At 70.6% G+C, this 21861-nt stretch carries 19 protein-coding genes; 11 read left to right on the top strand and 8 right to left on the bottom strand.

The window, feature by feature from the left end; genetic code table 11:
• Positions 1-36: 36 nt before the first annotated feature.
• Genes aroA through bcp form a run of 3 tightly spaced genes read left to right on the top strand, consistent with a single transcriptional unit; the run spans position 37 to position 2995 of the window.
• Complete coding sequence (gene aroA, locus ABD655_RS06055; RefSeq protein ID WP_344712418.1) at positions 37-1413, top strand: 3-phosphoshikimate 1-carboxyvinyltransferase; 1377 nt, start codon at positions 37-39, stop codon at positions 1411-1413.
• Positions 1414-1426: 13 nt separating this feature from the next.
• A complete protein-coding gene (gene rsgA, locus ABD655_RS06050) occupies positions 1427-2470 on the top strand; it encodes a ribosome small subunit-dependent GTPase A (RefSeq protein ID WP_344712416.1) in 1044 nt (347 codons plus the stop codon).
• A gap of 45 nt (positions 2471-2515) precedes the next feature.
• The gene (gene bcp / locus ABD655_RS06045; protein WP_344712414.1) at positions 2516-2995 is read left to right on the top strand and encodes a thioredoxin-dependent thiol peroxidase; all 480 of its coding nucleotides are present in this window, start codon (positions 2516-2518) and stop codon (positions 2993-2995) included.
• A 19-nt stretch (positions 2996-3014) separates the two neighbouring features.
• Here bcp and ABD655_RS06040 read toward each other — a convergent pair whose 3' ends face one another.
• On the bottom strand, positions 3015-3410 hold the full coding sequence (locus ABD655_RS06040) for a histidine kinase (RefSeq protein WP_344712412.1): 396 nt from the start codon (positions 3408-3410) through the stop codon (positions 3015-3017).
• A 247-nt stretch (positions 3411-3657) separates the two neighbouring features.
• Here ABD655_RS06040 and ABD655_RS06035 point away from each other — a divergent pair, with 247 nt between their 5' ends.
• Complete coding sequence (locus ABD655_RS06035; protein ID WP_019182239.1) at positions 3658-3906, top strand: WhiB family transcriptional regulator; 249 nt, start codon at positions 3658-3660, stop codon at positions 3904-3906.
• Between the two features lie 223 nt (positions 3907-4129).
• On the opposite strand, the gene ABD655_RS06030 is transcribed toward ABD655_RS06035, so the two are convergent.
• The 3 genes from ABD655_RS06030 to ABD655_RS06020 form a co-directional block, all read right to left on the bottom strand.
• Positions 4130-5617, bottom strand: coding sequence for a sensor histidine kinase (locus ABD655_RS06030; protein ID WP_344712410.1), 1488 nt, complete (start codon positions 5615-5617; stop codon positions 4130-4132).
• A gap of 149 nt (positions 5618-5766) precedes the next feature.
• A complete protein-coding gene (locus ABD655_RS06025; protein WP_344712409.1) occupies positions 5767-7050 on the bottom strand; it encodes a CpaE/TadZ family protein in 1284 nt (427 codons plus the stop codon).
• Positions 7047-7676 carry an SAF domain-containing protein gene (locus tag ABD655_RS06020; protein ID WP_344712407.1) on the bottom strand — a complete coding sequence of 210 codons (630 nt, stop codon included), beginning with the start codon at positions 7674-7676 and terminating at the stop codon, positions 7047-7049. The genes ABD655_RS06025 and ABD655_RS06020 overlap by 4 nt, the downstream gene beginning before the upstream one ends.
• Before the next feature lie 98 nt (positions 7677-7774).
• Between ABD655_RS06020 and ABD655_RS06015 the strand changes: the two genes are divergently transcribed.
• Positions 7775-8056, top strand: a complete 282-nt coding sequence (locus ABD655_RS06015; protein WP_344712405.1) for a helix-turn-helix domain-containing protein — start codon at positions 7775-7777, stop codon at positions 8054-8056.
• 55 nt (positions 8057-8111) lie between these two features.
• Here the strand turns inward: ABD655_RS06015 and ABD655_RS06010 are convergent, their stop codons facing one another.
• Positions 8112-8711, bottom strand: coding sequence for a hypothetical protein (locus tag ABD655_RS06010; protein ID WP_344712404.1), 600 nt, complete (start codon positions 8709-8711; stop codon positions 8112-8114).
• Positions 8712-8839: 128 nt separating this feature from the next.
• Here ABD655_RS06010 and ABD655_RS06005 point away from each other — a divergent pair, with 128 nt between their 5' ends.
• Complete coding sequence (locus ABD655_RS06005) at positions 8840-9277, top strand: Rv3235 family protein (RefSeq protein ID WP_344712402.1); 438 nt, start codon at positions 8840-8842, stop codon at positions 9275-9277.
• Between the two features lie 55 nt (positions 9278-9332).
• Here ABD655_RS06005 and ABD655_RS06000 read toward each other — a convergent pair whose 3' ends face one another.
• From ABD655_RS06000 to secA, 3 genes are all read right to left on the bottom strand, one after another.
• Complete coding sequence (locus ABD655_RS06000) at positions 9333-9680, bottom strand: hypothetical protein (protein ID WP_344712400.1); 348 nt, start codon at positions 9678-9680, stop codon at positions 9333-9335.
• 123 nt (positions 9681-9803) lie between these two features.
• Positions 9804-11030 (bottom strand): pyridoxal phosphate-dependent aminotransferase, encoded by a 1227-nt coding sequence (locus tag ABD655_RS05995; protein WP_344712398.1) that lies wholly within the window; start codon positions 11028-11030, stop codon positions 9804-9806.
• A 171-nt stretch (positions 11031-11201) separates the two neighbouring features.
• Positions 11202-14012 (bottom strand): preprotein translocase subunit SecA, encoded by a 2811-nt coding sequence (gene secA, locus ABD655_RS05990; protein ID WP_344712396.1) that lies wholly within the window; start codon positions 14010-14012, stop codon positions 11202-11204.
• 199 nt (positions 14013-14211) lie between these two features.
• Here secA and ABD655_RS05985 point away from each other — a divergent pair, with 199 nt between their 5' ends.
• The 5 genes from ABD655_RS05985 to ABD655_RS05965 all read left to right on the top strand — a co-directional run bounded on the left by ABD655_RS05985 (position 14212) and on the right by ABD655_RS05965 (position 21801).
• Positions 14212-14859, top strand: coding sequence for a PadR family transcriptional regulator (locus tag ABD655_RS05985; RefSeq protein ID WP_344712394.1), 648 nt, complete (start codon positions 14212-14214; stop codon positions 14857-14859).
• Positions 14856-15578 carry an ABC transporter ATP-binding protein gene (locus ABD655_RS05980; RefSeq protein ID WP_344712393.1) on the top strand — a complete coding sequence of 241 codons (723 nt, stop codon included), beginning with the start codon at positions 14856-14858 and terminating at the stop codon, positions 15576-15578. The genes ABD655_RS05985 and ABD655_RS05980 overlap by 4 nt, the downstream gene beginning before the upstream one ends.
• Entirely contained in the window at positions 15575-18424 is a 2850-nt protein-coding gene (locus tag ABD655_RS05975) for an FtsX-like permease family protein (protein WP_344712391.1), read from the top strand. The genes ABD655_RS05980 and ABD655_RS05975 overlap by 4 nt, the downstream gene beginning before the upstream one ends.
• Positions 18425-18527: 103 nt before the next feature.
• Positions 18528-20261 (top strand): DEAD/DEAH box helicase, encoded by a 1734-nt coding sequence (locus ABD655_RS05970; protein WP_344715704.1) that lies wholly within the window; start codon positions 18528-18530, stop codon positions 20259-20261.
• A 193-nt stretch (positions 20262-20454) separates the two neighbouring features.
• Positions 20455-21801: a coiled-coil domain-containing protein gene (locus ABD655_RS05965; RefSeq protein WP_344712389.1), complete on the top strand. Its 1347-nt coding sequence runs from the start codon at positions 20455-20457 to the stop codon at positions 21799-21801.
• Positions 21802-21861 lie beyond the last annotated feature (60 nt).

The following is a 21861-nucleotide window of genomic DNA, read 5'->3' as shown; positions in this document are numbered from 1 at the left end:
CTTGTTGTCCGCAACGGTTCAGTAGGGTAGAACCCGATGACTGGTGACCGGTATTCCCACCTTCCGAAACCGTCGGCGCGCGGTCGATGGGCCGCGCCGACGGCCGAGGGTCCGTTGCGGGCGACAATCACAGTGCCGGGGTCGAAATCGCTCACCAATCGTGAGCTCATCCTCGCGGCGCTGGCCGACGGCCCGGGCCGCCTGGCTTCGCCTCTGCACTCGGACGATTCCGCCCGGATGATCACGGCCCTGCGCACGCTCGGCGTCGGCATCGACCGCAGCCCGGGCACCGGCAGATACGGCGACGACCTCGTCGTCACACCTGTGTGGCCGCTGCAGGGCGCGACCGAGGTCGACTGCGGCCAGGCGGGCACCGTGATGCGCTTCGTCGCGGGGCTGGCGGGCTTCGCGCGCGGCGACGTGACGCTGACGGCGCACGAGAGTGCGCTGCACCGGCCGATGGGCACGATGATCAAGGCTCTGCGCGACGTCGGCGTCGACATCGACGACGGCGGCCACTGGTCCCTGCCGTTCATCGTGCGCGGCCACGGACACGTCCGCGGCGGAGAAGTCGTCGTCGACGCGAGTGCGTCCAGCCAGTTCGTGTCCGGCCTGCTGCTGGCCGCGCCGCGGTTCGATGTCGGCCTGCACCTCATCCACCGCGGCGCGCGCCTGCCGAGCATGCCCCACATCGACATGACGATCGAGTCCCTCGCACACCGTGGGGTGCACGTCGAACGCCCCGCTCCCGGCGAGTGGGTCGTCCCCGCCGGCGCGGTGCGCGCGAAAGACGTCGCAATCGAGCCCGACCTGTCCAACGCCGCGCCCTTCCTGGCCGCGGCGATGATCGCGGGCGGCTCGATCTCGGTGACCGGCTGGCCCGCCCACTCCACACAGCCCGGCGCGATGCTCACCGAGATCCTGTCCCTCATGGGTGCGCGAGCGGTTCGCCGGGGCGGTTCGCTCACGGTCACCGCCGGCAACGGCATCGCCGGAGTCGATCTCGACCTGTCCGCGGCCGGCGAGCTCACCCCCACGCTGGTCGCGCTCGCCGCCTTCGCGGATGCGCCGAGCACGTTCTACGGGATCGGCCACATCCGCGGGCACGAGACCGACCGCATCGCGGCGCTGGTGAGCGAGTTGCGCGCTCGCGGAGGCGAGGCGCAGGAGCTGCCCGACGGCATCCGGATCGTCCCCCGCGCCCTGACCGGCGGCACCTGGCGGTCGCACCACGACCACCGGCTCGCCACGACGGGCGCCCTGATCGGCCTCGCCGTCCCCGGGATCGAGATCGACGACATCGGCACGACGGCCAAGACGCTCCCGGAGTTCCCGGAACTGTGGCAGGCGATGCTGGACGGCGCGCCCGACGACGGCGCCCACTCGCAGCCGCTCCACGACCTGGTCTCCTGAGGTCTGCATCCCGGTGAGCTGGCTGGACGACGACCAGGACGACGAACCCGAGTTCGACGAGACGACGCTGCGCGCGCGACCGAACCCCAAGGCGAACCGCCCCCGCACGAAACGCCGGCCCGCGCACGCCGACGCCGTGATCGCTCGTGTGCTCGGCGTCGACCGCGGTCGGTACACGGTCCTGGTCGACGAGGACACTCCCGATGAGCGGCGCGTTTCCGCCACTCGTGCGCGCGAACTGCGGAGGATGCAGATCGTCACCGGCGACCGCGCGCGGGTCGTCGGCGACAGATCCGGCGACGAGGGCACCCTCGGGCGCATCGTCGGCATCGAAGACCGCACGTCGCTGCTGCGCAGATCAGCCGACGACACCGACCAGGTCGAGCGGATCATCGTCGCCAATGCCGATCAGATGCTGATCGTCGTCGCCGCCGCCGACCCGGAACCGCGGGAGCGTCTCGTCGATCGCTATCTCGTCGCGGCGCTGGATGCCGGGGTGCGTCCGCTGCTCGTGGTGACCAAGACCGATCTGGCCGACCCGGCCGAGTTCCTCTCGCACTTCGAGGGGCTCGACCTGGAGGTGTTCACCAGTGCGCAGGAAGAGATGCCGCTAGAACGGATCGGCGCCGAGCTGATCGGGCATTCCACGGTGTTCGTCGGCCACTCGGGTGTCGGCAAGTCCACGCTGGTCAACGCCCTCGTGCCGAGTGCGATGCGCGCGACCGGGCACGTCAACGAGGTGACCGGCCGCGGCCGCCACACCTCGTCGTCGACGGTGTCGCTGCGCTACCGCGGGAACGGTGGCAACGGATGGGTGATCGACACGCCCGGGGTGCGCTCGTTCGGTCTCGGCCACGTCGATCCGGCCAACATCCTCGGCGCCTTCACCGAGCTCGCCGAAGTGGCGGAGAACTGCCCGCGCGGCTGCACCCACCTCCCGGATGCCCCGGACTGCGCGATCGTGGAGGCGGTCGCAGAGGGTCGCCTCGGACCGAACGGCGCGGCGCGACTGGACTCGCTCCAACGACTGCTGTCGACGTTCGGTCATCAGCCCTGACCGGCGGCGGCCCGCGCGCACGCGGGATCGCCCTACTCTGGTGGGATGAGCACCGTCGTTCTGAAGCCCGGATCCCCCGCCCCCGATTTCACCCTGCTCAACCAGGATGACAAGACCGTCTCACTGCACGATCTGCGCGGCCATGGCGTCGTGCTGTTCTTCTACCCCGAGGCCATGACCCCCGGGTGCACGACCGAGGCGTGCGACTTCCGCGACAGCCTCGCACCGCTGCAGGCCGCCGGTTACACGGTCCTGGGCATCTCCCCGGACCTGCCCGAGAAGCTGCGCCGCTTCCGCGAGCGCGACGGGCTCACCTACGACCTCCTGAGCGACCCCGACCATGTCGTCCTCGACGAGTACGGCACGTGGGGCGAGAAGAAGAACTACGGCAAGGTCTACCAGGGCGTCATCCGCTCCACCTTCGTCATCGACGCCGAGGGCCGGATCCAGGAGGCGCTTTACAACGTGAAGGCCACCGGGCACGTCGCCCGGGTGCGCAAGCTCGTCGGGATCGACGCCGCCTGAGCCGGCTGCGCGCCAGCCGCTATTCGGATGCCGGGCCGCGGGCCTGCCGGCCCGCCGCCCGGACCGCGAACAGCAGCAGCACGAGCGCGATCAGACCGGGGATGGCGAGGGCCAGACCCGTCGTCGGCGATGCGTAGGCCCCGGTCACGGCACCCAACGCCACGGCGAGGATCAGCAGCTGGGTGACCACGCCACCCGAGCGGCCCCAGGACAGGCCACGCCAGGTGGCCACCGCGAACGCGAGCACAGCTACCGCCCCCACCGCGGTGAGGACCATCAGCGCGACGGCGCTCTGCACCGAGCCGGTGTCCCCGACCGCGAGCGCCCAGATCTGCCACCCGACCAGTGCGGCCACCGCGAGTCCCTCGAGCCCGAGCACGAATGCCGCGAGTCGATCCACCGTGTGTGTGCGCATTGGTCAGAACCCTCTTGTCAGTCGTCGCTGTCTTGTGGAAAACCTCTACACCACGGGGCGAATCCTCAGCAAGACGGCACTTAACGTGCCGCTGAACGCTTGATTCGCCCACCGCCCTGTGGGACCATTATGAGAGCCGTGTGCTCCCACAGCGAGGTGGGGCGAGACATCTCTCGCACATCCCCACAGGGTAGCGGACCCGAATCCGGGCTCTGAAACACCCGTCATCGTCACAAGGAGCCCCCCCATGGACTGGCGCGATAAGGCTGCCTGCCTCACCGTCGACCCCGAGCTGTTCTTCCCTGTTGGGAACACCGGCCCGGCTGTCGATCAGATCGAGAAGGCCAAATCCGTCTGTGCACGATGCACCGTGACGGAGATCTGCCTGCAGTACGCCCTGGAATCGGGGCAGGACTCCGGCGTGTGGGGCGGACTCTCCGAGGATGAGCGCCGCGCTCTCAAGCGCCGCGCCGCCCGCGCTCGTCGCGCTTCTTGACGCGACCCGGGTCAATGCCGCGAAGCGGCGTTGACCCGGGTCGGGTCAAGATCGAGTAGGCGGCGAAGCCGCCGTATCGAGATCCTCGGCGCACGTCGACTCCGCGGCCCTTCGGCCGCGGAGCCTTGCCCGTGTCCCGACCGAGCAGCCGACACGCCACGCGTGGTCTGCACGATGGGGACGCGGTGACCGACCGCTTCGGCCACGGCATCCGGTTTGTTGCTTACGAGCTCTCCCGCTCGATGTAGCGCATCGGGATGTCGATCGTGACCTCCGTGCCGCTGCCGACCAGCGTGTGCCAGTCGATCGTGCCGCCGAGTTCGCCCTGGATGAGGGTGCGGACGATCTGCGTGCCCAGGCCCTGCCCGACCTGACCCTCGGGCAGCCCGGACCCGGTGTCGCGCACGCGCACCTCGAGGCGCTCTTCCGTGCGTTCGGTGATGATCTCGACGTCGCCCTCCTTGCCCGCGAGCCCGTGTTCCACGGCGTTCGTGACCAGTTCGGTGAGGGCGAGGGCGAGGGGCGTGGCGTACGCGCTGGGCAGCGTGCCGAACCGGCCCGTCGAGTGCGTGCGCGCGCGCGTGTTCGGCGCGGCGGCGACCTCGGCGACGAGCTTGAGGACCCGCGCGAACACCTCGTCGAAGTCGACGTTCTGAGCGAGACCCTCCGAGAGGGTGTCGTGCACGACGGCGATCGCCGCGACACGCCGCATGGCCTGGCTGAGCGCCTCACGCGCCTCCTCGCTGTGCGAGCGGCGGGCCTGGATGCGCAGCAGCGAGGCGACGGTCTGCAGATTGTTCTTGACCCGATGGTGGATCTCGCGGATCGTGGCGTCCTTGGTGATGAGCTCCTGCTCCTGGTGGCGGATCTCGGTCACATCGCGGCAGAGCATGATGGCCCCGATCCGCGTGCCGCGGTCCCGCAAGGGGATCGTGCGCAGTGAGACCGTGACACCGCGCGCCTCGATGTCGGTCCGCCACGGAGCGCGGCCCGTCACCACGACCGGCAGCGATTCGTCGAACTCGCGCCGACCGGGCATGATCCGCGTGACGACCTCGATCAGGGACTCCCCCTCGAGCTCGTCGTCGAACCCGAGCCGATTGAACGCCGACAGCGCATTCGGGCTCGCGAACGTGGTGATCCCGTCGACGTCGAGGCGGATCAGCCCGTCCGATGCACGCGGCGCCCCGCGGCGCGGCGCCGACGGGGCCGCGAGGTCGGGGAAGCCACCGGAACCGATCATGCCGAACAGATCGTCGGCGCAGTCGTTGAAGGTGATCTGCTGCCGCGACGGTGTGCGCGCCTCCCCGAGGTTGGTGTGCCGGGTGAGCACGCCGATCGTCAGCGCGGGCTCTGTCCCCCGGGAACGGACGATGGGCACCGCGCGGACGCGGGTGGGAGTCTCCTCGAACCAGTCCGGTGATGCCGAATCGACGATCCGGGTGCCCTGGAACGCGTCGCGCACCTGCGTGCGCCATTGCGGCCGCACCCGGTCGCCGACGATGTCGCGGTAGAAGAGCGTCGCCGCGCCGCTCGGTCGAGTGTGCGCGACGGCGACGAAGGAGTCGTCCTCGGTCGGGACCCAGAAGACGATGTCGGCGAACGCGAGGTCGGCCAGCAGCTGCCCGTCACCGGCGAGCCGGTGGAGCCATTCCACGTCCTCCGCGCTCGAGCGGCCCTGGGCGTAGACGAGATCGCTGAGCGTCGACATCCCTCAAGCTTAGAGTTGGCGCGGCCGCGGGCCGGCCGCACCCACTTCACTTGCCCTGGACGTACGTGAAAAGCGGTGCGTTCGGTACATCCAGGGCAAGTGAACACGAGGGCAGAGGATGCCGCGGCTCCGCCCCGCGATGCACCGGGCTATGCGGAGGCGGGGACCGCGCGACGGCGCGCGCTGCTTCGGATGCGACGCTCCGGCACCGGGACGGGAGCGACGGCCTCGCCGACCAGCCGTCGCACGGCGAGGGGAATCGGCGAGCGCGGCGAGATCTCGGCGATCGGGCGCGCGGCCAGCAGAGCGGCATCGGCCGCGCGAGGATCGGTCGGCACGAACCAGACGTCGGTCACGCCCCCGAAGCGATCCAGGGTGCGGCGCACCTGACCCCGGGCGTCGATGCCCAGGGCGCCGGGGCGCAGCCGATTGGCCACGACGACCACCGGTGTCGCACCGATCGTGGCTCGCAGCTCCGGATAGGCGCGCAGGAACCGGGAGATCCCGAGCGGGTCGGCGGCGGCCACCGCGACCACCAGGTCGGCGCTGCGCAGGGCGGCCAGGGTGGCGGCGTTGCGGCGCGGACCGTCGAGGTCGCTCATGATCTCCTCATCGCGCTCGAGGGACGCGGCCACGTCGACGACGGTGTGATCCGCCCACTCGCGGCACGCGCCGAGCGCGGCCGCGACACGGGACTCGCTGAGTTCCGGCCAGCGCGAGGGGCGGTTCAGCCCGGTGAGCACGTCGACCCCGGTGCGCGCGATCGGTGCGCTGATGCGCGTGAGCTCGCGCGCGTCCAGTCCCCCGAGTTCGGCCTGCCGGCACACCGCGGCGAAGCCGGGCGCCTCGTCGGCCAGCCCGAGGGCCAGCGCGATGGACGGCGCGTGCGAATCGGCATCCACGAGTCCGACGTGCCTGCCCCCGCGGGCCAGCTCGACCGCGAGCTCGATCGCGAGGGTGGTCCGCCCCGGCGCACCGGCCGGTCCCCACACCGCGATGGTGCGCGGCATCCCTCCGGTGGCGTCGTGATGCGCGCTCGAGCCGTGCGCCGTCCTGGGCGGAGGAGACGTGGTGAGCCGCTCCGCCAGCAGCCAGGGCTCCACCTCGAGCGGCAGCGTCTGCTCCAGGCCGAAGGCGGCCGCGATCCGGTCATCCGGCGGACCCGAACTGAGCGGGGCGATCCGGACGGCGTTCCGGTCGCACAGAGCCACGGTCGACGCGGTCAGGGACGCCCGCGACACTTCGAGCACGACGGCGTCGGCCTCGGCGAGCGCCCGCGCGAGGGTCTCGCCGTCCGACCCGAACGCGCCGTCCTCGGCCGCGAGCGTGACAGCGGATGCCGCGACCACGGCGATGACCTCGACACGCTCGCCCGCCAACCCGTCCGCCAGCGCGCTCCCGTGCGGCTCATCCACCGCGACGATGACCCTCACCGCGTCGCGCCCGAGGTGGGGATCACGGACAGCGCCGACTCGTCCGCCATGGCGGCCAGCGCGGCCGCGACGTCGGCACGCGGGATGACGACCTCCAGCGCGGCCGAGCCGCCGCCGATCATCGAGTCGTCCCGGGTCACCGAGACCACGGTCGCGTCGGCGACGAGGATACGGGGAGCGTCGTAGCGTCCGCGTTCCAGCAGCGGCGCCGCCCAGACCTCGACCACCGAGCCTGCCCCGACCGAGGCGGGTACGTCGACGGCGCTGCGCAGCACGAGGCTGGTGGTGCGCAGACCGGCCGCATCGCCCACCGCGGTGCGCGGAACCAGCTCCCCGGATTCGATGGTCCGGGTCGCGACCAGGCCGTCGGCCAGCGCGTCCGGCGACAGGTACGCCTCGCCGACCTGCCCCAGGGCCACCTCCACCACGCGTACGTCGTCGCTGGAGATGGCCTGGCCGGGCACGATGGTGCGGCTTGCGGCGAACGCCGGCGCCGTCTGCCGGGCAGCCGCGACGACGAACCAGACACCCGCGACCGAGGCGACGACCAGCAGGATGCCGAGGATGAACCTCGCGTCCCCCCAGAAGGCACGCGGTCGGGGCCGAGCAGTCTCGATTGCGGTCATGTCACCATGGTGACGCAGAGCGCCGAACCGCTGCTGCGGTTATCCACAGCACGCGCGTGCTCCCTCGGCGCGGACGGGTCCGCGCACATAATGGGGACATGTCCCGGGTTCCGACGTCTGACGTGCGCCTGCTGGCTCCGGCCCAGGTCGCGGAGGTGCTCGGGATATCGGTGGACGAGGTCATGGCCCTCGTGGACGAGCGCCGTCTCCGCGGGATGCGCGTCGGCTCGCCCGCACGCTGGCGGATCGAAGAGGCGAGCGTGGCGGAGTACCTCGACGCGCAGACCGAGGAGGCGCGGCGCATGGCCCTGTGGCGCCAGTCGAATGAGGCGAGCTTCCCCGAGCTCTGGGGCACCGGGATCGTCGGCAAGCCGGACTGAGCGCGGCGGGCGGGCCGTCCCTACCGGCTCCGTGCCGCGACTGCACGCTCGCCGATCAGATCAGGGCCGCACCTGCGTCCAGCCGGATCCACGCCAGGGCGCAGAACGGCACGAGGCGGTGTCCGGTGACATCCGCCGCCCGGCGCGGCGTTCCCGGCTCGTGCAGGGCGAGATCGAAGTGGTCCGCGCCGGCGCGATCGATCGTTCCGGACAGCACGCGCCCGTGCACCAGATGCACGCTGACGGCTACCCGCCGTCGCACCAGGTCGCGCAGCACGAAGCCGAGCGTCATCCGGTCGGCAAGCGTTCCCGGTCCCGCCGCGGGCCGGGCGGTGCGCAGCACGTCGGCGTGCGGCATCCCGATGGCCGCGATGGATCCGAACGGGACGATCAGCGCGCCGGAGCGTCCTCCCTCCAGCGCGGCCCAGTCCGCTCCGACCCCGGTCACCTCGGCGGCGAGCACGGTGCCGTCGGCGACCTCGAAGGACGGGGCCGGGGTCTCCCGGCCGCGATCCATGAGTGCGCTCAGGCGCTCACGCAGCAGGACGCGCGACAGCCGGAGCCGCTCGGCCTCGGTGTCCAGCGCCGCGCGCTCGGCCTCCCACTCCGAAGCGAGCTGACCCTCGAGGTCGTCGAAGAAGCGATCCCAGCGCACTCAGCGAGAGTAGGGCAATCATCACGACTGGATGAGAAGTTCTCCACAGGTGCGCTTCGGATCTTTTTCTGGGAACTTGCCGTGTGTTCTAATTTCCGCAAGACATCCCCCCGTCGAGATTGGCACTCATGGCAACGACGCCTTCGCGTGCGGCCCGCGCATATCCCGCGGCCGGCGCGCTCGAGCTCTCGGAGTTCTTCGCCCCGCAGCGCACACCGTCCACGGACCTGCCCGCACCGGAGCCGTTCCTGCGCAACCTCACGCGCGGCGTGCTCGAGGTCTTCGCCGGCGTGCGCGAGGTCGACCAGCTCGCCCGCTGGCTCACCGAGGACGCGTATCGAAAACTCGTGACCCGCGCGAACCTGGCCGCACGAGCCCGCAGCGCGCGGGGCGTCCCCGCGAGACGCCCTGTGCATGCGCTGCTCTCGGTGCACCACTCGTCGCCGGCCGATGGCGTGGTCGAAGCGGTCGTGATCGTGCAGGGGCCGGCCCGTACCCGGGCCGTCGCCCTGCGGCTGGAGGGCATGGACGGGCGCTGGCGAGCGACCTCGCTCGCCCTCCTCTGACCGGCGTCCGGGCCGCCCCAGCGTCGTGGCGGGCCGGATCGTCTCACCCGCCGCGTCACTCCGAGTCGATCAGCTCCAGCAGCTTCTTCAGGGCGTCGCGAATCTCGATGTGGTCGAACTGGCCGGCACGGCTCTCACCGGCGATCACGCCGGAGCGATGGACCTTGCGGAAGTCGCCGAAGGGAAACGAGTAGGCGCCCTTGGTTTCCGGGTTCTCGCTGTGGTCGACGCCGAGGTGCCAGTGCGAGTACTCGGTCCAGCCGTCGCGCTCGATGAACGCGTTCTCCTCGTCCGCGGTGGGCGCCGCCTCCGACCAGTCGTCGCGTTCGTCGCGAACGACGTTTCCGTCGCGAACCAGGGAGCGGGCGTGACGGAGCGCGGGTTTGTTCAATTCGATGGACATGACGTCACGATAGGACCCATCTCAGCCGGACAGGAAGGGCTTGACGGGCGCGCCCGCGGTGGGTGCGAACCGCGTCCGGACGACGGGGCCGAGGGGCGTGCCAGCGCTGTCCCGCCGAGCCGGTCACTGCCGGTACGACGACAGGAAGTTGCCGAGCCGCTCGATCGCCTCGGAGAGCACTCTCGCCTCGGGGAGGGTCACGATCCTCACATGGTCGGGTGTCGGCCAGTTGAATCCGGTGCCCTGCACGAGCAGGACGTGCTCGGCGACGAGGAAGTCGTAGACGAACTTGGCGTCGTCGCGGATCTCGTGCACCTCGGGATCGAAGCGGGGGAACGCATACAGCGCGCCCGCGGGCTTGACGCAGCTGACGCCGGGGATCGCCTCGAGACCCTGCCACGCGGCATCCCGTTGCTCGTGGAGTCGACCGGACGGCCCGATCAGCGCGTCGATCGACTGCACTCCGGAGAGCGCGGCCTGAACGGCGTGCTGTGCCGGCACGTTGGGGCACAGTCGCGTCGAGGCGAGCAGGTTGATGCCCTCCAGGAACCCCTCCGCGTGATCCTGCGGGCCGGTGATGACCAACCACCCGGAGCGATAGCCGGCCACGCGATAGGTCTTGGACAGACCGTTGAAGGTCAGGCACAGCAGGTCTGGCGCGATCGTCGCCATCGGGATGTGCTCGGCGCCGTCGAAGAGAATCCGGTCGTAGATCTCGTCGGACAGCAGCAGCAGGGAGTGCTCCCGCGCGATGGCGGCGATGCCCTCGAGCACCTCCCGCGTGTACACGGCCCCGGTCGGGTTGTTCGGATTGATGACCACAATCGCCTTGGTGCGCGGGGTGATCTGCGCCCGGATGTCCTCCAGGTCCGGCTGCCAGCCGTTGAGCTCGTCGCAGCGGTAGTGCAACGGCGTGCCGCCGCCGAGACTGGTCATCGCCGTCCAGAGCGGGTAGTCCGGAGCCGGGATGAGCACCTCGTCGCCCTCGTCCAGGAGCGCCTGCATGGTCATCGTGATCAGCTCGGACACCCCGTTGCCCAGGAACACGTCGTCCGGGCCGAACGCCGGGAAGTCCTCCAGCTGCTCGTAGCGGTACACCACGGCGCGGCGGGCGGAGACGATGCCCCTGCTGTCGCTGTACCCGTGCGCGTGCGGGATGGCTTCGATCATGTCCCGAACGATCTGGAACGGAGCCTCGAACCCGAACGCGGCGGGGTTGCCGGTGTTCAGCTTGAGGATCGTGTGGCCGTCGTTCTCGAGCCGGTGGGCCTCGACGAGGGCCTGGCCGCGGATCTCGTAGAGGACGTCCTTCAGCTTGCTCGACTGGTCCAGGGCGCGAAGGGGGTTCATCGGTTCAGGATAGTTGCCGCGACGCGGGTCAATGCGCGCCGGTGGTGACGCGCGCCGGGGCAGGGCGTGTCTCGATACGCTCGCCGGCGCTCGCTAAGGGACAACCGGCCCGCGAAGCGGGCGTATCGAGACCTCAGGCGGGCCACCGGGTCACGAGTGGCCCGCCGACCATCACTTCTTCTTGTCGACCGCTCGGCGCTGGGCGCGGTTCTGCGGGGCGGCCGCCGGTGCGGCATCCGTCCGCTGCCCGAACGTTCCGCGCGGCGCGTCCTTCACCGGCGCGGGCGCAGGGGCGGCGGATGCCGCGGCCTGGCGAAGCCGGCTGGTGGCAGCCTGCTGTACCTGACCGCGATCGTTGCGCACTTCCACCTCGCCGGCGTCGTTGGCCGCCGAGTACTCCAGCCGCTGACCTTCGACCGGCACGATGGCCAGTCCCTTGGCCTCGACCTCGGCGGCGGCGTCGCTCTCGCCCTCGGCCGGGCGGCGCACCTCGACCTCGAGGTTGTACAGGTAGCCGACCGTCTCTTCCTTGATCTGCCCCATCATGGACTGGAACATCTGGTAGCCCTCGCGCTGGTACTCGATCAGCGGGTCGCGCTGGGCCATGGCGCGCAGGCCGATGCCGTCCTTGAGGTAGTCCATCTCGTAGAGGTGGTCGCGCCAGCGGCGGTCGAGCACCTGCAGCACGACGCGTCGTTCGAGCTCGCGCGTGGCGGCCGTGCCGAGCGTCTCCTCACGGATGCCGTAGGCGATCATGGCGTCGGAGAGGATCTCGCGCTTGAGTCCCTCGGGCGTGATGCGGCCCTTCGTGCCCGCTTCCGCAACGACCTCATCGATCGTCACACCCACCGGGTAGAGCGTCTTCAGCTCGGTCCACAGCGCGTCGAAGTCCCAGCTCTCGGTGTGACCGGAGCCGGTGTGGTCGTCGATGACGGCGTTGATCGCGTCTTCGATGAAGTGCTGCACCCGACCGGCGATGTCATCGCCCTCGAGGATGTGCCGGCGGTCGGAGTAGATCGCCTCGCGCTGGCGGTTCAGGACGTCGTCGTACTTGAGCACGTTCTTGCGGATCTCGGCGTTGCGGCCCTCGACCTGGGACTGCGCGCTCTTGATGGCACGCGAGACCATGGTCGATTCGATGGCCACGTCATCCGGGAAGTTCGTCCGCGCGAGGATCGCCTCGGCGGCACCGGACTGGAACAGACGCATCAGGTCGTCGGTCAGTGAGAGGTAGAAGCGGCTCTCTCCGGGGTCGCCCTGGCGGCCGGAACGTCCGCGCAGCTGGTTGTCGATGCGCCGCGACTCGTGGCGCTCGGTGCCCAGGACGTAGAGCCCGCCCGCCTCGACGACCTTGGTCGCCTCGTCGGCGACGTGGTCGCGGGTGCCCTGGTACACGGCATCCCACTCCGCCTCGTACTCCTCCGGCGTGTCGACCGGATCCAGGCCCTTGGCCTTCATCTCCTGGACCGCGAGGAACTCGGCGTTGCCGCCGAGCATGATGTCGGTGCCACGCCCTGCCATGTTGGTCGCCACGGTCACCGCGCCCAAGCGGCCCGCGCGGGCGACGATCTCGGCCTCGCGTGCGTGGTTCTTGGCGTTGAGGACCTCGTGCTTGATGCCCTTCTTCGCCAGCAGCCGAGACAGGTATTCGCTCTTCTCGACGCTCACGGTGCCGACCAGGACGGGCTGTCCGCTCGCGTGGCGCACGACGATGTCCTCGACGACCTGGTCGAACTTCGCCTGCTCGTTCTTGTAGACGAGGTCGGACTGGTCCTTGCGGATCATCGGCTTGTTCGTCGGGATGGGAACGACGCCGAGCTGGTAGGTCGACATGAACTCCGCCGCCTCGGTCTCGGCGGTACCGGTCATCCCGGCGAGCTTGTCGTAAAGACGGAAGTAGTTCTGCAGAGTGACGGTCGCCAGCGTCTGGTTCTCGGCCTTGACCGGCACGGCCTCTTTGGCCTCGATGGCCTGATGGATGCCCTCGTTGTAGCGTCGTCCGACCAGGATGCGCCCGGTGTGCTCGTCGACGATCATCACCTCGTCGTTCATCACGACGTAGTCCGCGTCCCGCTTGAACAGTGCGAGCGCCTTGATCGAGTTGTTCAGGAACGAGATGAGCGGGGTGTTCGCCGACTCGTAGAGGTTGTCGATGCCGAGGTAGTCCTCGACCTTCTCGATGCCGGGCTCGAGCACACCGATCGTGCGCTTCTTCTCGTCGACCTCGTAGTCGACGCCCGCCTCGAGCGTCTTGGCGATCTTCGCGAACTCCACGAACCACCGGTTCGCCTCGCCCGAGGACGGACCCGAGATGATCAGCGGCGTCCGTGCCTCGTCGATCAGGATCGAGTCGACCTCGTCGACGATCGCGAAATAGTGCCCGCGCTGGACGAGGTCTTCTTTGCGCCACGCCATGTTGTCGCGCAGGTAGTCGAACCCGAACTCGTTGTTCGTGCCGTACGTGATGTCGGCCTCGTACTGCTGGCGACGGATCTCCGGGGTCTGACCGGCGACGATCGTCCCGGTCGTCATCCCGAGCGCCCGGTAGATGCGGCCCATCAGCTCGGACTGGTAGGACGCGAGGTAGTCGTTGACCGTGATGACGTGGACGCCCTTGCCGGCGATCGCGTTCAGGTACACCGGGAAGACCGCGGTGAGCGTCTTGCCCTCGCCGGTCTTCATCTCGGCGATGTTGCCGAGATGAAGGGCCGCGCCGCCCATGATCTGCACGTCGTACGGCCGCTGACCGAGTGTGCGCTGGGACGCCTCGCGCACGGCGGCGAAGGCCTCCGGCATGAGCTGGTCGAGGGTCTCGCCCGCCTCGAAGCGGGCGCGCAGTTCGGCGGTCTCGCCGCGCAGCTCTTCATCGGTCAGGTGCGCGTAGTCCTCTTCGAGGGCGTTCACGGCCTTCACGACCTGCTGGAGGCGCCGGAGGATCCGGCCCTCGCCGGCGCGAAGCAGTTTCTCGAGAGGGTTGGCCACGGAGAACTCCCAATTTGTCGGGCTGTCGGCTGCCGCCCGGAACGGGCTCGGGCATACCTGCCTATGTTATCCGCCCGTGACCTTGTAATGCGCTGGATGCCGCTTCCGCCGTCCCCGGCGCCTCGACGCCGCCCTTGCCATGTTTCCGGGTATGTATATACTCGGCAATTACATACTCGGTATGCACAAAGGAGCGGACATGTCCGTACGACAGAGCCTGTTGGCGATCCTCGACCAGGGGCCGTGCTACGGCTATCAGCTGCGCGCGGAGTTCGACCGCCGCACGGGCTCGACGTGGCCGCTCAACGTGGGGCAGATCTACAACACGCTGGACCGTCTGGAGCGCGACGGACTCGTCGCGAAGGGCGATGCCGACGAGCGCGGGCACATCTACTTCGAGATCACGGAAGCCGGACACAGGGAGGTGCAGGCCTGGCTGGGCTCCCCCGTCGAGCGCGGACAGGGCACCCGCGATGAGCTCGCGATCAAGCTCGCCGTCGCGGCGACCCTCCCGGGAGTCGCCGTCGCGGAGGTGATCCAGATCCAGCGCGGGGCCTCCCTCGCCCAGTTGCAGGAGCTGAACCGCGCGAAGTACGCGGGGGCGAGCCCGGATGGACCGGAGGAGCTGGCGTGGGCGCTCGTCGTCGACTCGATGATCTTCCAAGCGGAGGCCGAAGTGCGCTGGCTCGACCACACCGAGCAGCGGCTCGCGCTGCACCCGCAGCACGCCATGGCGCTGGAGCTGTCGACCGAGCGGCCGCGCCGCGGGCGTCCCTCGGGGACGGGAGCGGGAGCGGCTCCGGCCGTCGAGCGCGCGCAGCGGGACGACACACGGGTGACCCGGTGAGCGACGCGGTCCTGCGGCTCATCGGCGTCACTCAGCAGTACGGCGTCGGGGAGACCGCCGTCTCCGCCCTCTCCGGCGTTGACCTCCAGATCGCACGCGGCGAACTCGTCGCGATCATGGGCGCGTCCGGTTCGGGCAAGTCGACGCTGCTGTCCATCGCGGGAGGCCTGCAGAAGCCCACGACCGGCGAGGTCGTCATCGAGGGACGGCATCTGTCGACCGCCTCGCCACGCGATCTGGCGCAGCTGCGTCGGCGGTCGCTCGGATTCGTCTTCCAGGACTTCAACCTCATCCCGACGCTGACGGCGCTCGAGAATGTGACGCTGCCGCTCGAGCTGGACGGGTTCCGCGCCAGGGTCGCGCGGCGCGCAGGGCGCGACGCTCTGGCATCCGTCGGCCTGTCCGAGAAGGTCGCCGCCTATCCCGACGACCTCTCCGGCGGGCAGCAGCAGCGGGTCGCGATCGCGCGGGCGGTCGTCGGCGGACGCCGGCTGATCCTCGCCGACGAGCCGACCGGCGCCCTCGACTCGGTCACCGGCGAGATGGTGCTGAAGATGCTGCGGTCCAGAGTGGACGCCGGCGCCGCGGCGATCCTCGTCACGCACGAGGCGCGGCACGCCGCGTGGGCGGACCGCATCGTGTTCCTCCGGGACGGACGCATCGTCGATGAGACGCGCCGCGCCGGCGCCGAGTCACTCCTGGCCGGGGGTGTCCGGTGACTGCGGTGATGGAGGAGACGAGGGATGCCGCGGCGCGCCCACCGACTCCCCTGTCGCCGGCCCGCAGGGGCGGATCGGCACGGCTGCGCGCCGATCTGCGGCTGGCTCGGCGGCAGGTGTGGCGGGCACGAGGCTCCAGCGCTCTGGTGATGATGCTCGTGGCGCTGCCCGTGCTCGCGATGACGGGCGCCGCGGTGTTCTGGCAGAGCCACGTCCCGACGCCCGAGCAGGGCGCGACGCTCGAGCTCGGGCGGCACGAATCGTGGATCGCCGTGGCCGGGGGGCCGGACCCGAGCAGGTGGCAGTCGGCGGACGAGCCACGGTTCACCGGCGTCGACACCGACACGACGGGGCGGCCGACCAATCCCGAACTGCCGCCGCCGACCGACCCGTCCGATCTCGTGCCGCGCTCGGCGACGGCGCACGAGGTGCTCGAGGGCGGCGCGGTCCATGTCCAGACGCAGGCGGGAATCGGCAGCACGCCGGTCACCGTCGGCCCGGTCTGGGATCCGCTCTTCGAGGGGCGCTACGCGATCCTCTCCGGTGAGCCTCCGACGCGGGACGACGAGGCGATGGTCAGTCCGGGCCTGCTCGATCGTCTCGGGGCGCGCGTCGGCGACGACGTGGTCGTGGCGGACGCGGGCACGCGGTTCACCATCGCCGGCACGATGCGCCAGATCGACCGGAGCGCCTCGGACGACATGCTGTTCCTGCCCGATGCGGCGCGCGCGCTCGTGCCACAGGGCACCGTGCGGTGGTTCGTCGCCGACTGGCAGCCGGAGTTCACCGAGCTGACGACGCTGAACCACGCCGGCTTCATCACCTACGCGCGGGACCTGGTACTGAGCCCACCGCCCGGAGCGACCGTCGTGGGGTCCGCGTCCGAGGCGTTCGTGTGGCAGGCGCTCGTGAGCGGCTCGATCGTGGCCGTCTTCTCCGGGTACCTCATCGTCCTCCTCGCCGGGGCGGCGTTCGCGGTCGCCGCGCGGCGCCAGCAGCGATCGCTCGCCGTCGCAGCGAGCGTCGGCGCGACGCGCAGCGACGTGTTCCGCGTCGTCGTGCTGCAGGGAACGGTGCTGGGACTCGCCGGCGGGGTCGTCGGGGCCGCGGCGGGGATCGGGCTCGCGGCCGGGGCGCTGGCACTCACCGACGACGGCGTGCGCGGGTCGTTCTGGGGTCACTGGGGAGTGCAGATCCCCTGGGGGCTGGTCGTCGGCATCCTCGTCTTCTCGGTGCTCGTGGGCACCCTGTCCGCCGTCGCCCCGGCGCGTGCGGCCACGCGGGGCGATGTGCTGGGCGCGCTGCGCGGGTCGCGGCGGCCCGCGGAGCTGAAGCCGAAGCGTCCGCTGTGGGGCCTGGGTCTGACCATCCTCGGGCTCGCCGGCACGATCGCCGGGGCGCTGCTGATCGCCGCCCTGGACGCGATGGCGGATATCGACTATAGCAGTCCGCTGCGCGTCGTCGCGCTGTTCGGCATCCTCCTGGGTCCGCTGCTGTTCCAGATCGGCATCCTCATCGCCGGGCACTGGACCCTCGCGATGATCGCCCTCGGCCTGTCGAGGCTCGGACTGGCTCCGCGCATCGCGGGACGGGATGCCGCCGCGAACCCGTCACGGGTCGTTCCCGCGTTCGCCGCCATCGCGGCGTGCGTGTTCGTCGCATCATTCGCGCTGTCCATGACCGCGATGACGGCCTCGGCATCGCAGCGCAGCTACGGCTGGAGCGGGTCGCTCGGCGCCGTCGCCGTCCAGATGTGGACGCAGGACAGCGCCGACGCCGACGCGTACATCCGCGCGGCCGAGGACCTCCTCGCGCCGACGCAGCCGGTCGCGACCGGGCTGGTGCTGGCCCCGGGCGCGGTTCCGTGGGACACCGCCACCGATACCGCGTCCGACCCCGACTTCCCGGTGTGGTCGGTGGCCACGGCCGACACCGACTGCGAGCTGTGCGACCCCGAGGCGGCGCTCACGTCGGGCTCCCTCTCCATCGTGGACCCCGACGAGCTGGAGACCGTGCTCGGTACACGCATCGACGCCGCCATCCTCAGCGCTTTCCGCGACGGCGCCCTCCTGTCCGTCGATCGGTGGGGCAACTACGAGGACGAGGGCACGGCGCAGGTCGTGCAGTGGACGTCTGCCGGAATGAGCAGCTACAACGACGCGCTCAACGCGTACTACAGCGGCACCGCCTCCGCGGCGTCCCTGCCGGAGCCCGCCGCCGTGCACGAGCTTCCTGCCAGGACGCTTCGGCTGGAGCGGCCACCCGGCATGCTGCAGACGGTGATCGCCCCGCAGACGGCGCGGGGGCTCGGCATCGCGCTCGCGCCGCAGGTCATGTTCGCGGCCTACGCGGAGCCGGCGAGCGACGAGCTCGTCGACGCGATCCGCGCATCCGCTGAGGCCGTGCGGATCGGCGAGCAGGGCTCGCTCGCCGTGAGCGTCGAGCGCGGTCCGGACCCGATCCAGCCGTGGCTGTGGCTGATCTCCGGCGTCGCCGTCGTGCTCGTGATCGGCGCCGGCGCGATCTGCCTCAGTCTCGCGCGCTTCGAACGGCGGCCGGACGACGCGACGCTCACCGCCGTGGGGGCCGGCCGCGGCATCCGTCGTCGCATCAACGCGTGGCAGGCGGCGATCGTCGTCGGCGTCGGCACGAGCCTCGGCACGGCCGCCGGCCTCATCCCCTCGTGGGGGATGTCGCAGACGAGCCAGGACTACCTGCGATTCGCCGATGCCCCGTGGCCGTGGCTGGGCATCCTCGCCGTGGCCGTCCCGGTCGTCATGACGATCGCGGGGTGGCTGGTCGCGCCGCGGGATCCGGACCTCACCCGGCGCACCGCGATCGCGTGAGACCGCGGCTTTTGCCGCGGTCTCCCAGCTGGCGGCACTATCCTGAAGCGTGACTTCCGTCGACACCCCGATCGAGACCGAGGCTCCTGTTGAGCCCGCCGCGATGACGTTCTCCGACCTCGGATTGGGCGACGCGGTGCTGAAGGCACTCAGCGACGTCGGGTACGAGACCCCGTCCGCCATCCAGGCCGCGACGATCCCCACGCTGCTGGCCGGCCGCGACGTCGTCGGTCTCGCCCAGACCGGAACCGGCAAGACCGCCGCCTTCGCACTGCCGATCCTCGATCGCCTTGACGTGGCACAGAAGACGCCGCAGGCCCTCGTGCTCGCCCCTACGCGCGAGCTCGCGCTCCAGGTCTGCGAGGCGTTCGAGAAGTACGCCTCCCACACCCGCGGCGTCCGCGTGCTGCCGGTGTACGGCGGTCAGGGCTACGGTGTGCAGCTGTCCGCGCTCCGCCGCGGCGTGCACATCATCGTCGGCACTCCCGGCCGCATCATGGATCACCTCGACAAGGGCACGCTCGACCTGTCCGAGCTGAAGTACCTGGTGCTGGACGAAGCCGACGAGATGCTCAAGATGGGCTTCGCCGAGGATGTCGAGACGATCCTCGCCGACACGCCGTCGACCAAGCAGGTCGCGCTGTTCTCCGCGACGATGCCGGCCGCGATCCGCCGGATGTCGAAGCAGTACCTGCACGACCCCGAAGAGATCACCGTCAAGACCAAGACGACCACGTCGGCGTCCACGACGCAGCGGTACCTCATCGTGTCCTTCCAGCAGAAGATCGACGCGCTCACCCGCATCCTCGAGGTCGAGAACTTCGAGGGCATGATCGTCTTCGCGCGGACGAAGAGCGCGACCGAAGAGGTCGCCGAGAAGCTGCGCGCCCGGGGTTACAGCGCCGCCGCGATCAACGGAGACATCGCCCAAGTCCAGCGCGAGCGGACCGTGAACCAGCTGAAGTCCGGCAAGCTCGACATTCTGGTGGCGACGGACGTCGCCGCCCGCGGGCTCGACGTGGACCGTATCTCCCACGTGGTCAACTTCGACATCCCCACCGACACCGAGTCCTACGTGCACCGCATCGGGCGTACCGGCCGTGCCGGGCGCACCGGCGACGCGATCAGCTTCGTGACACCGCGCGAGCGCGGCCTCGTCGCGGCGATCGAGCGCGCGACTCGTCAGCCGCTGACGCAGATGCAGCTGCCCACCGCCGAGGACGTCAACGTGACCCGCCTCGCGCGCTTCGACGACCGCATCACGGCCGCGCTGGATCAGACCGAGCGGATCGACGGTTTCCGTGACGTCATCGCCCACTACGTGCGCAACCACGACGTCCCCGAGGTCGATGTGGCCGCGGCGCTGGCCGTCGTCGCCCAGGGCGAATCGCCGCTGCTGCTCGAGCCGGAACCGGCCCGACAGAAGTTCGACCGCGATGACCGCAGCGACCGGGGCGAACGCCCGGGGCGGTTCGACCGCGACGATCGAGGTGAGCGACCCGAGCGCCGGCAACGGCCGAGCAACAGCAGGATGGCCACCTACCGCCTCGCGGTCGGCAAGCGCCACCGCGTCGAGCCGCGCCAGATCGTCGGCGCGCTGGCCAACGAGGGCGGACTCAGCCGCGGCGATTTCGGCGTGATCCAGATCCGTCCCGACTTCTCGCTCGTCGAGCTGCCGGCGGATCTGTCCGCCGAGACGCTTGCACGGCTCGCCGACACGCGCATCTCGGGCAAGCTCATCGAACTGCGTCCTGACTCCGGCGGACCGCGCCGTCCGGACGGGGACGACCGGCCCGCGCGCAAGCCACGGCACAGGGACACCGGCGACAACGCGTGAGCCTCGCGGGATCCTGCGGTGCGGAGGGATCGACGCCCCGCAGGTGAGGTTCCCGCACGCTCCGTCTCGGTCGCGGCGGCCTCCCCGTCATCGGGCGCCGCGGCACCCCCGGCGGACGCCACGGTTCGCGCGCCCGGTCCGCCTGCCGCGAACCTCTGGCGTGCGCTCGGGAAAGCGAACCTAGGATCTACTCATGGCTGGATTCTGGGGTAAACGCAAGCGTGAAGAGCAGGAAGCGCTGGTGGCGAAGGACGCCGACCTCGCCCGGGAGGCCGGCAGGGCGCTGGTGGCCGCCGACGAGCGCATCCGCATCACCACCGACGAACTCGACTTCGCCGAGGCCGAACTCGGCGTCGGACCGACCCGCGAGCTGCGCGAGGCCCTCACCTCGGTGCGACAGCACCTGCAGGAGGCGTTCCATCTCAACCAGCTGAACTTCGACGAGATCCCCGACACCCCGGAGGAGCTGCGCACCCGCAACGCGCGCATCGTCCAACTCAGCGAGTGGGCTCAGGAGCTGCTCGATGACCGGACGGCGGCGCTCGCCGGGCCCATCGCCAAAGCCCGCCGCGCACCCGAGATCCTCGCCGCGCTCGAGGCGGATGCCGAGCGCCAGCGCGCCCGGCTCCCCCACACGCGCGCGACCATCGCCCGCCTCGCGGAGCGCTACTCCGAGGGTGCGCTGAGGCAGATCGCCGAGAACGCGGACGAAGCCGAGCAGCTGCTGAAGTTCGCCCAGCACAGCGCGGGCATCGCCACGCGTCGGCGCGAAGCCGGCCAGCGCGAGCAGGCGAACCTGGCGCTGGAGACCGCGATCGAGGCCGGTCGACGGGCGGTGGCGCTGATCGACGCGGTCGAGACCTTTGAGATCGAGGCGCTCCGGGCCGAATCGACCCTCGCCGCGGTCGTCGAGGACTCGCGCGGAGATCTGGTGGAGGCGCGGGATGCTCCGCCCGCACCGGCCGTTGATACCGCCGTGGCTGCGCTCGAGCAGGCGCTCGCGTCGTTGCCACGCGTCGGCGCGAAGACGAATCCGTTCACCGATCTGACCCGCCTTCGCTCGGCCAACACCGGACTCGATGCCGCCATCGCCACCGCGCGCGAGCGGGCGGCCCGCCAGATTCCTCCGCTGGACCAGGTGCGGCACTCGATCGATGACGCGGACCGGCAGCTCGCGGTCGCCCGCGACGTGATCGCCGGACACCGCGGCTGGATCGGCGCCGATGCCCGTACCCGCGTCGCCGAGGCCGAACGGATCCGCGTCGATCTGGACCGGTATCTGGGCGCTTCTGCAGCGGCCGCGACCGCCATCGATGAGGACCACCGCGAGCAGGCGCTGGCGATGTCCCGCCGGATCGCCTACCTCGCCAGCGAGGGGCTCCAGCTCGCCCAGCGCGACATCGACCAGTCACGGCCGCCCGGAGGACCCGGCGGGTGGGGCTATGGCGGCGACGGCGGCGGACAGCGGCGCGGGGACCCCATGGGCGGGATCCTCGGCGGCCTCGTGATCGGAAGCCTGCTCGGCGGGATGTTCGACTGACAGGGGAACGGGATGCCTCGTGCGAGGCATCCCGTTCTCGTCCGCTCCGCGCTCTGCGCG

The organism is Microbacterium terregens (assembly GCF_039534975.1).
GTDB lineage: Bacteria > Actinomycetota > Actinomycetes > Actinomycetales > Microbacteriaceae > Microbacterium > Microbacterium terregens.
This window is presented reverse-complemented; position numbering and strand designations above follow the sequence as displayed.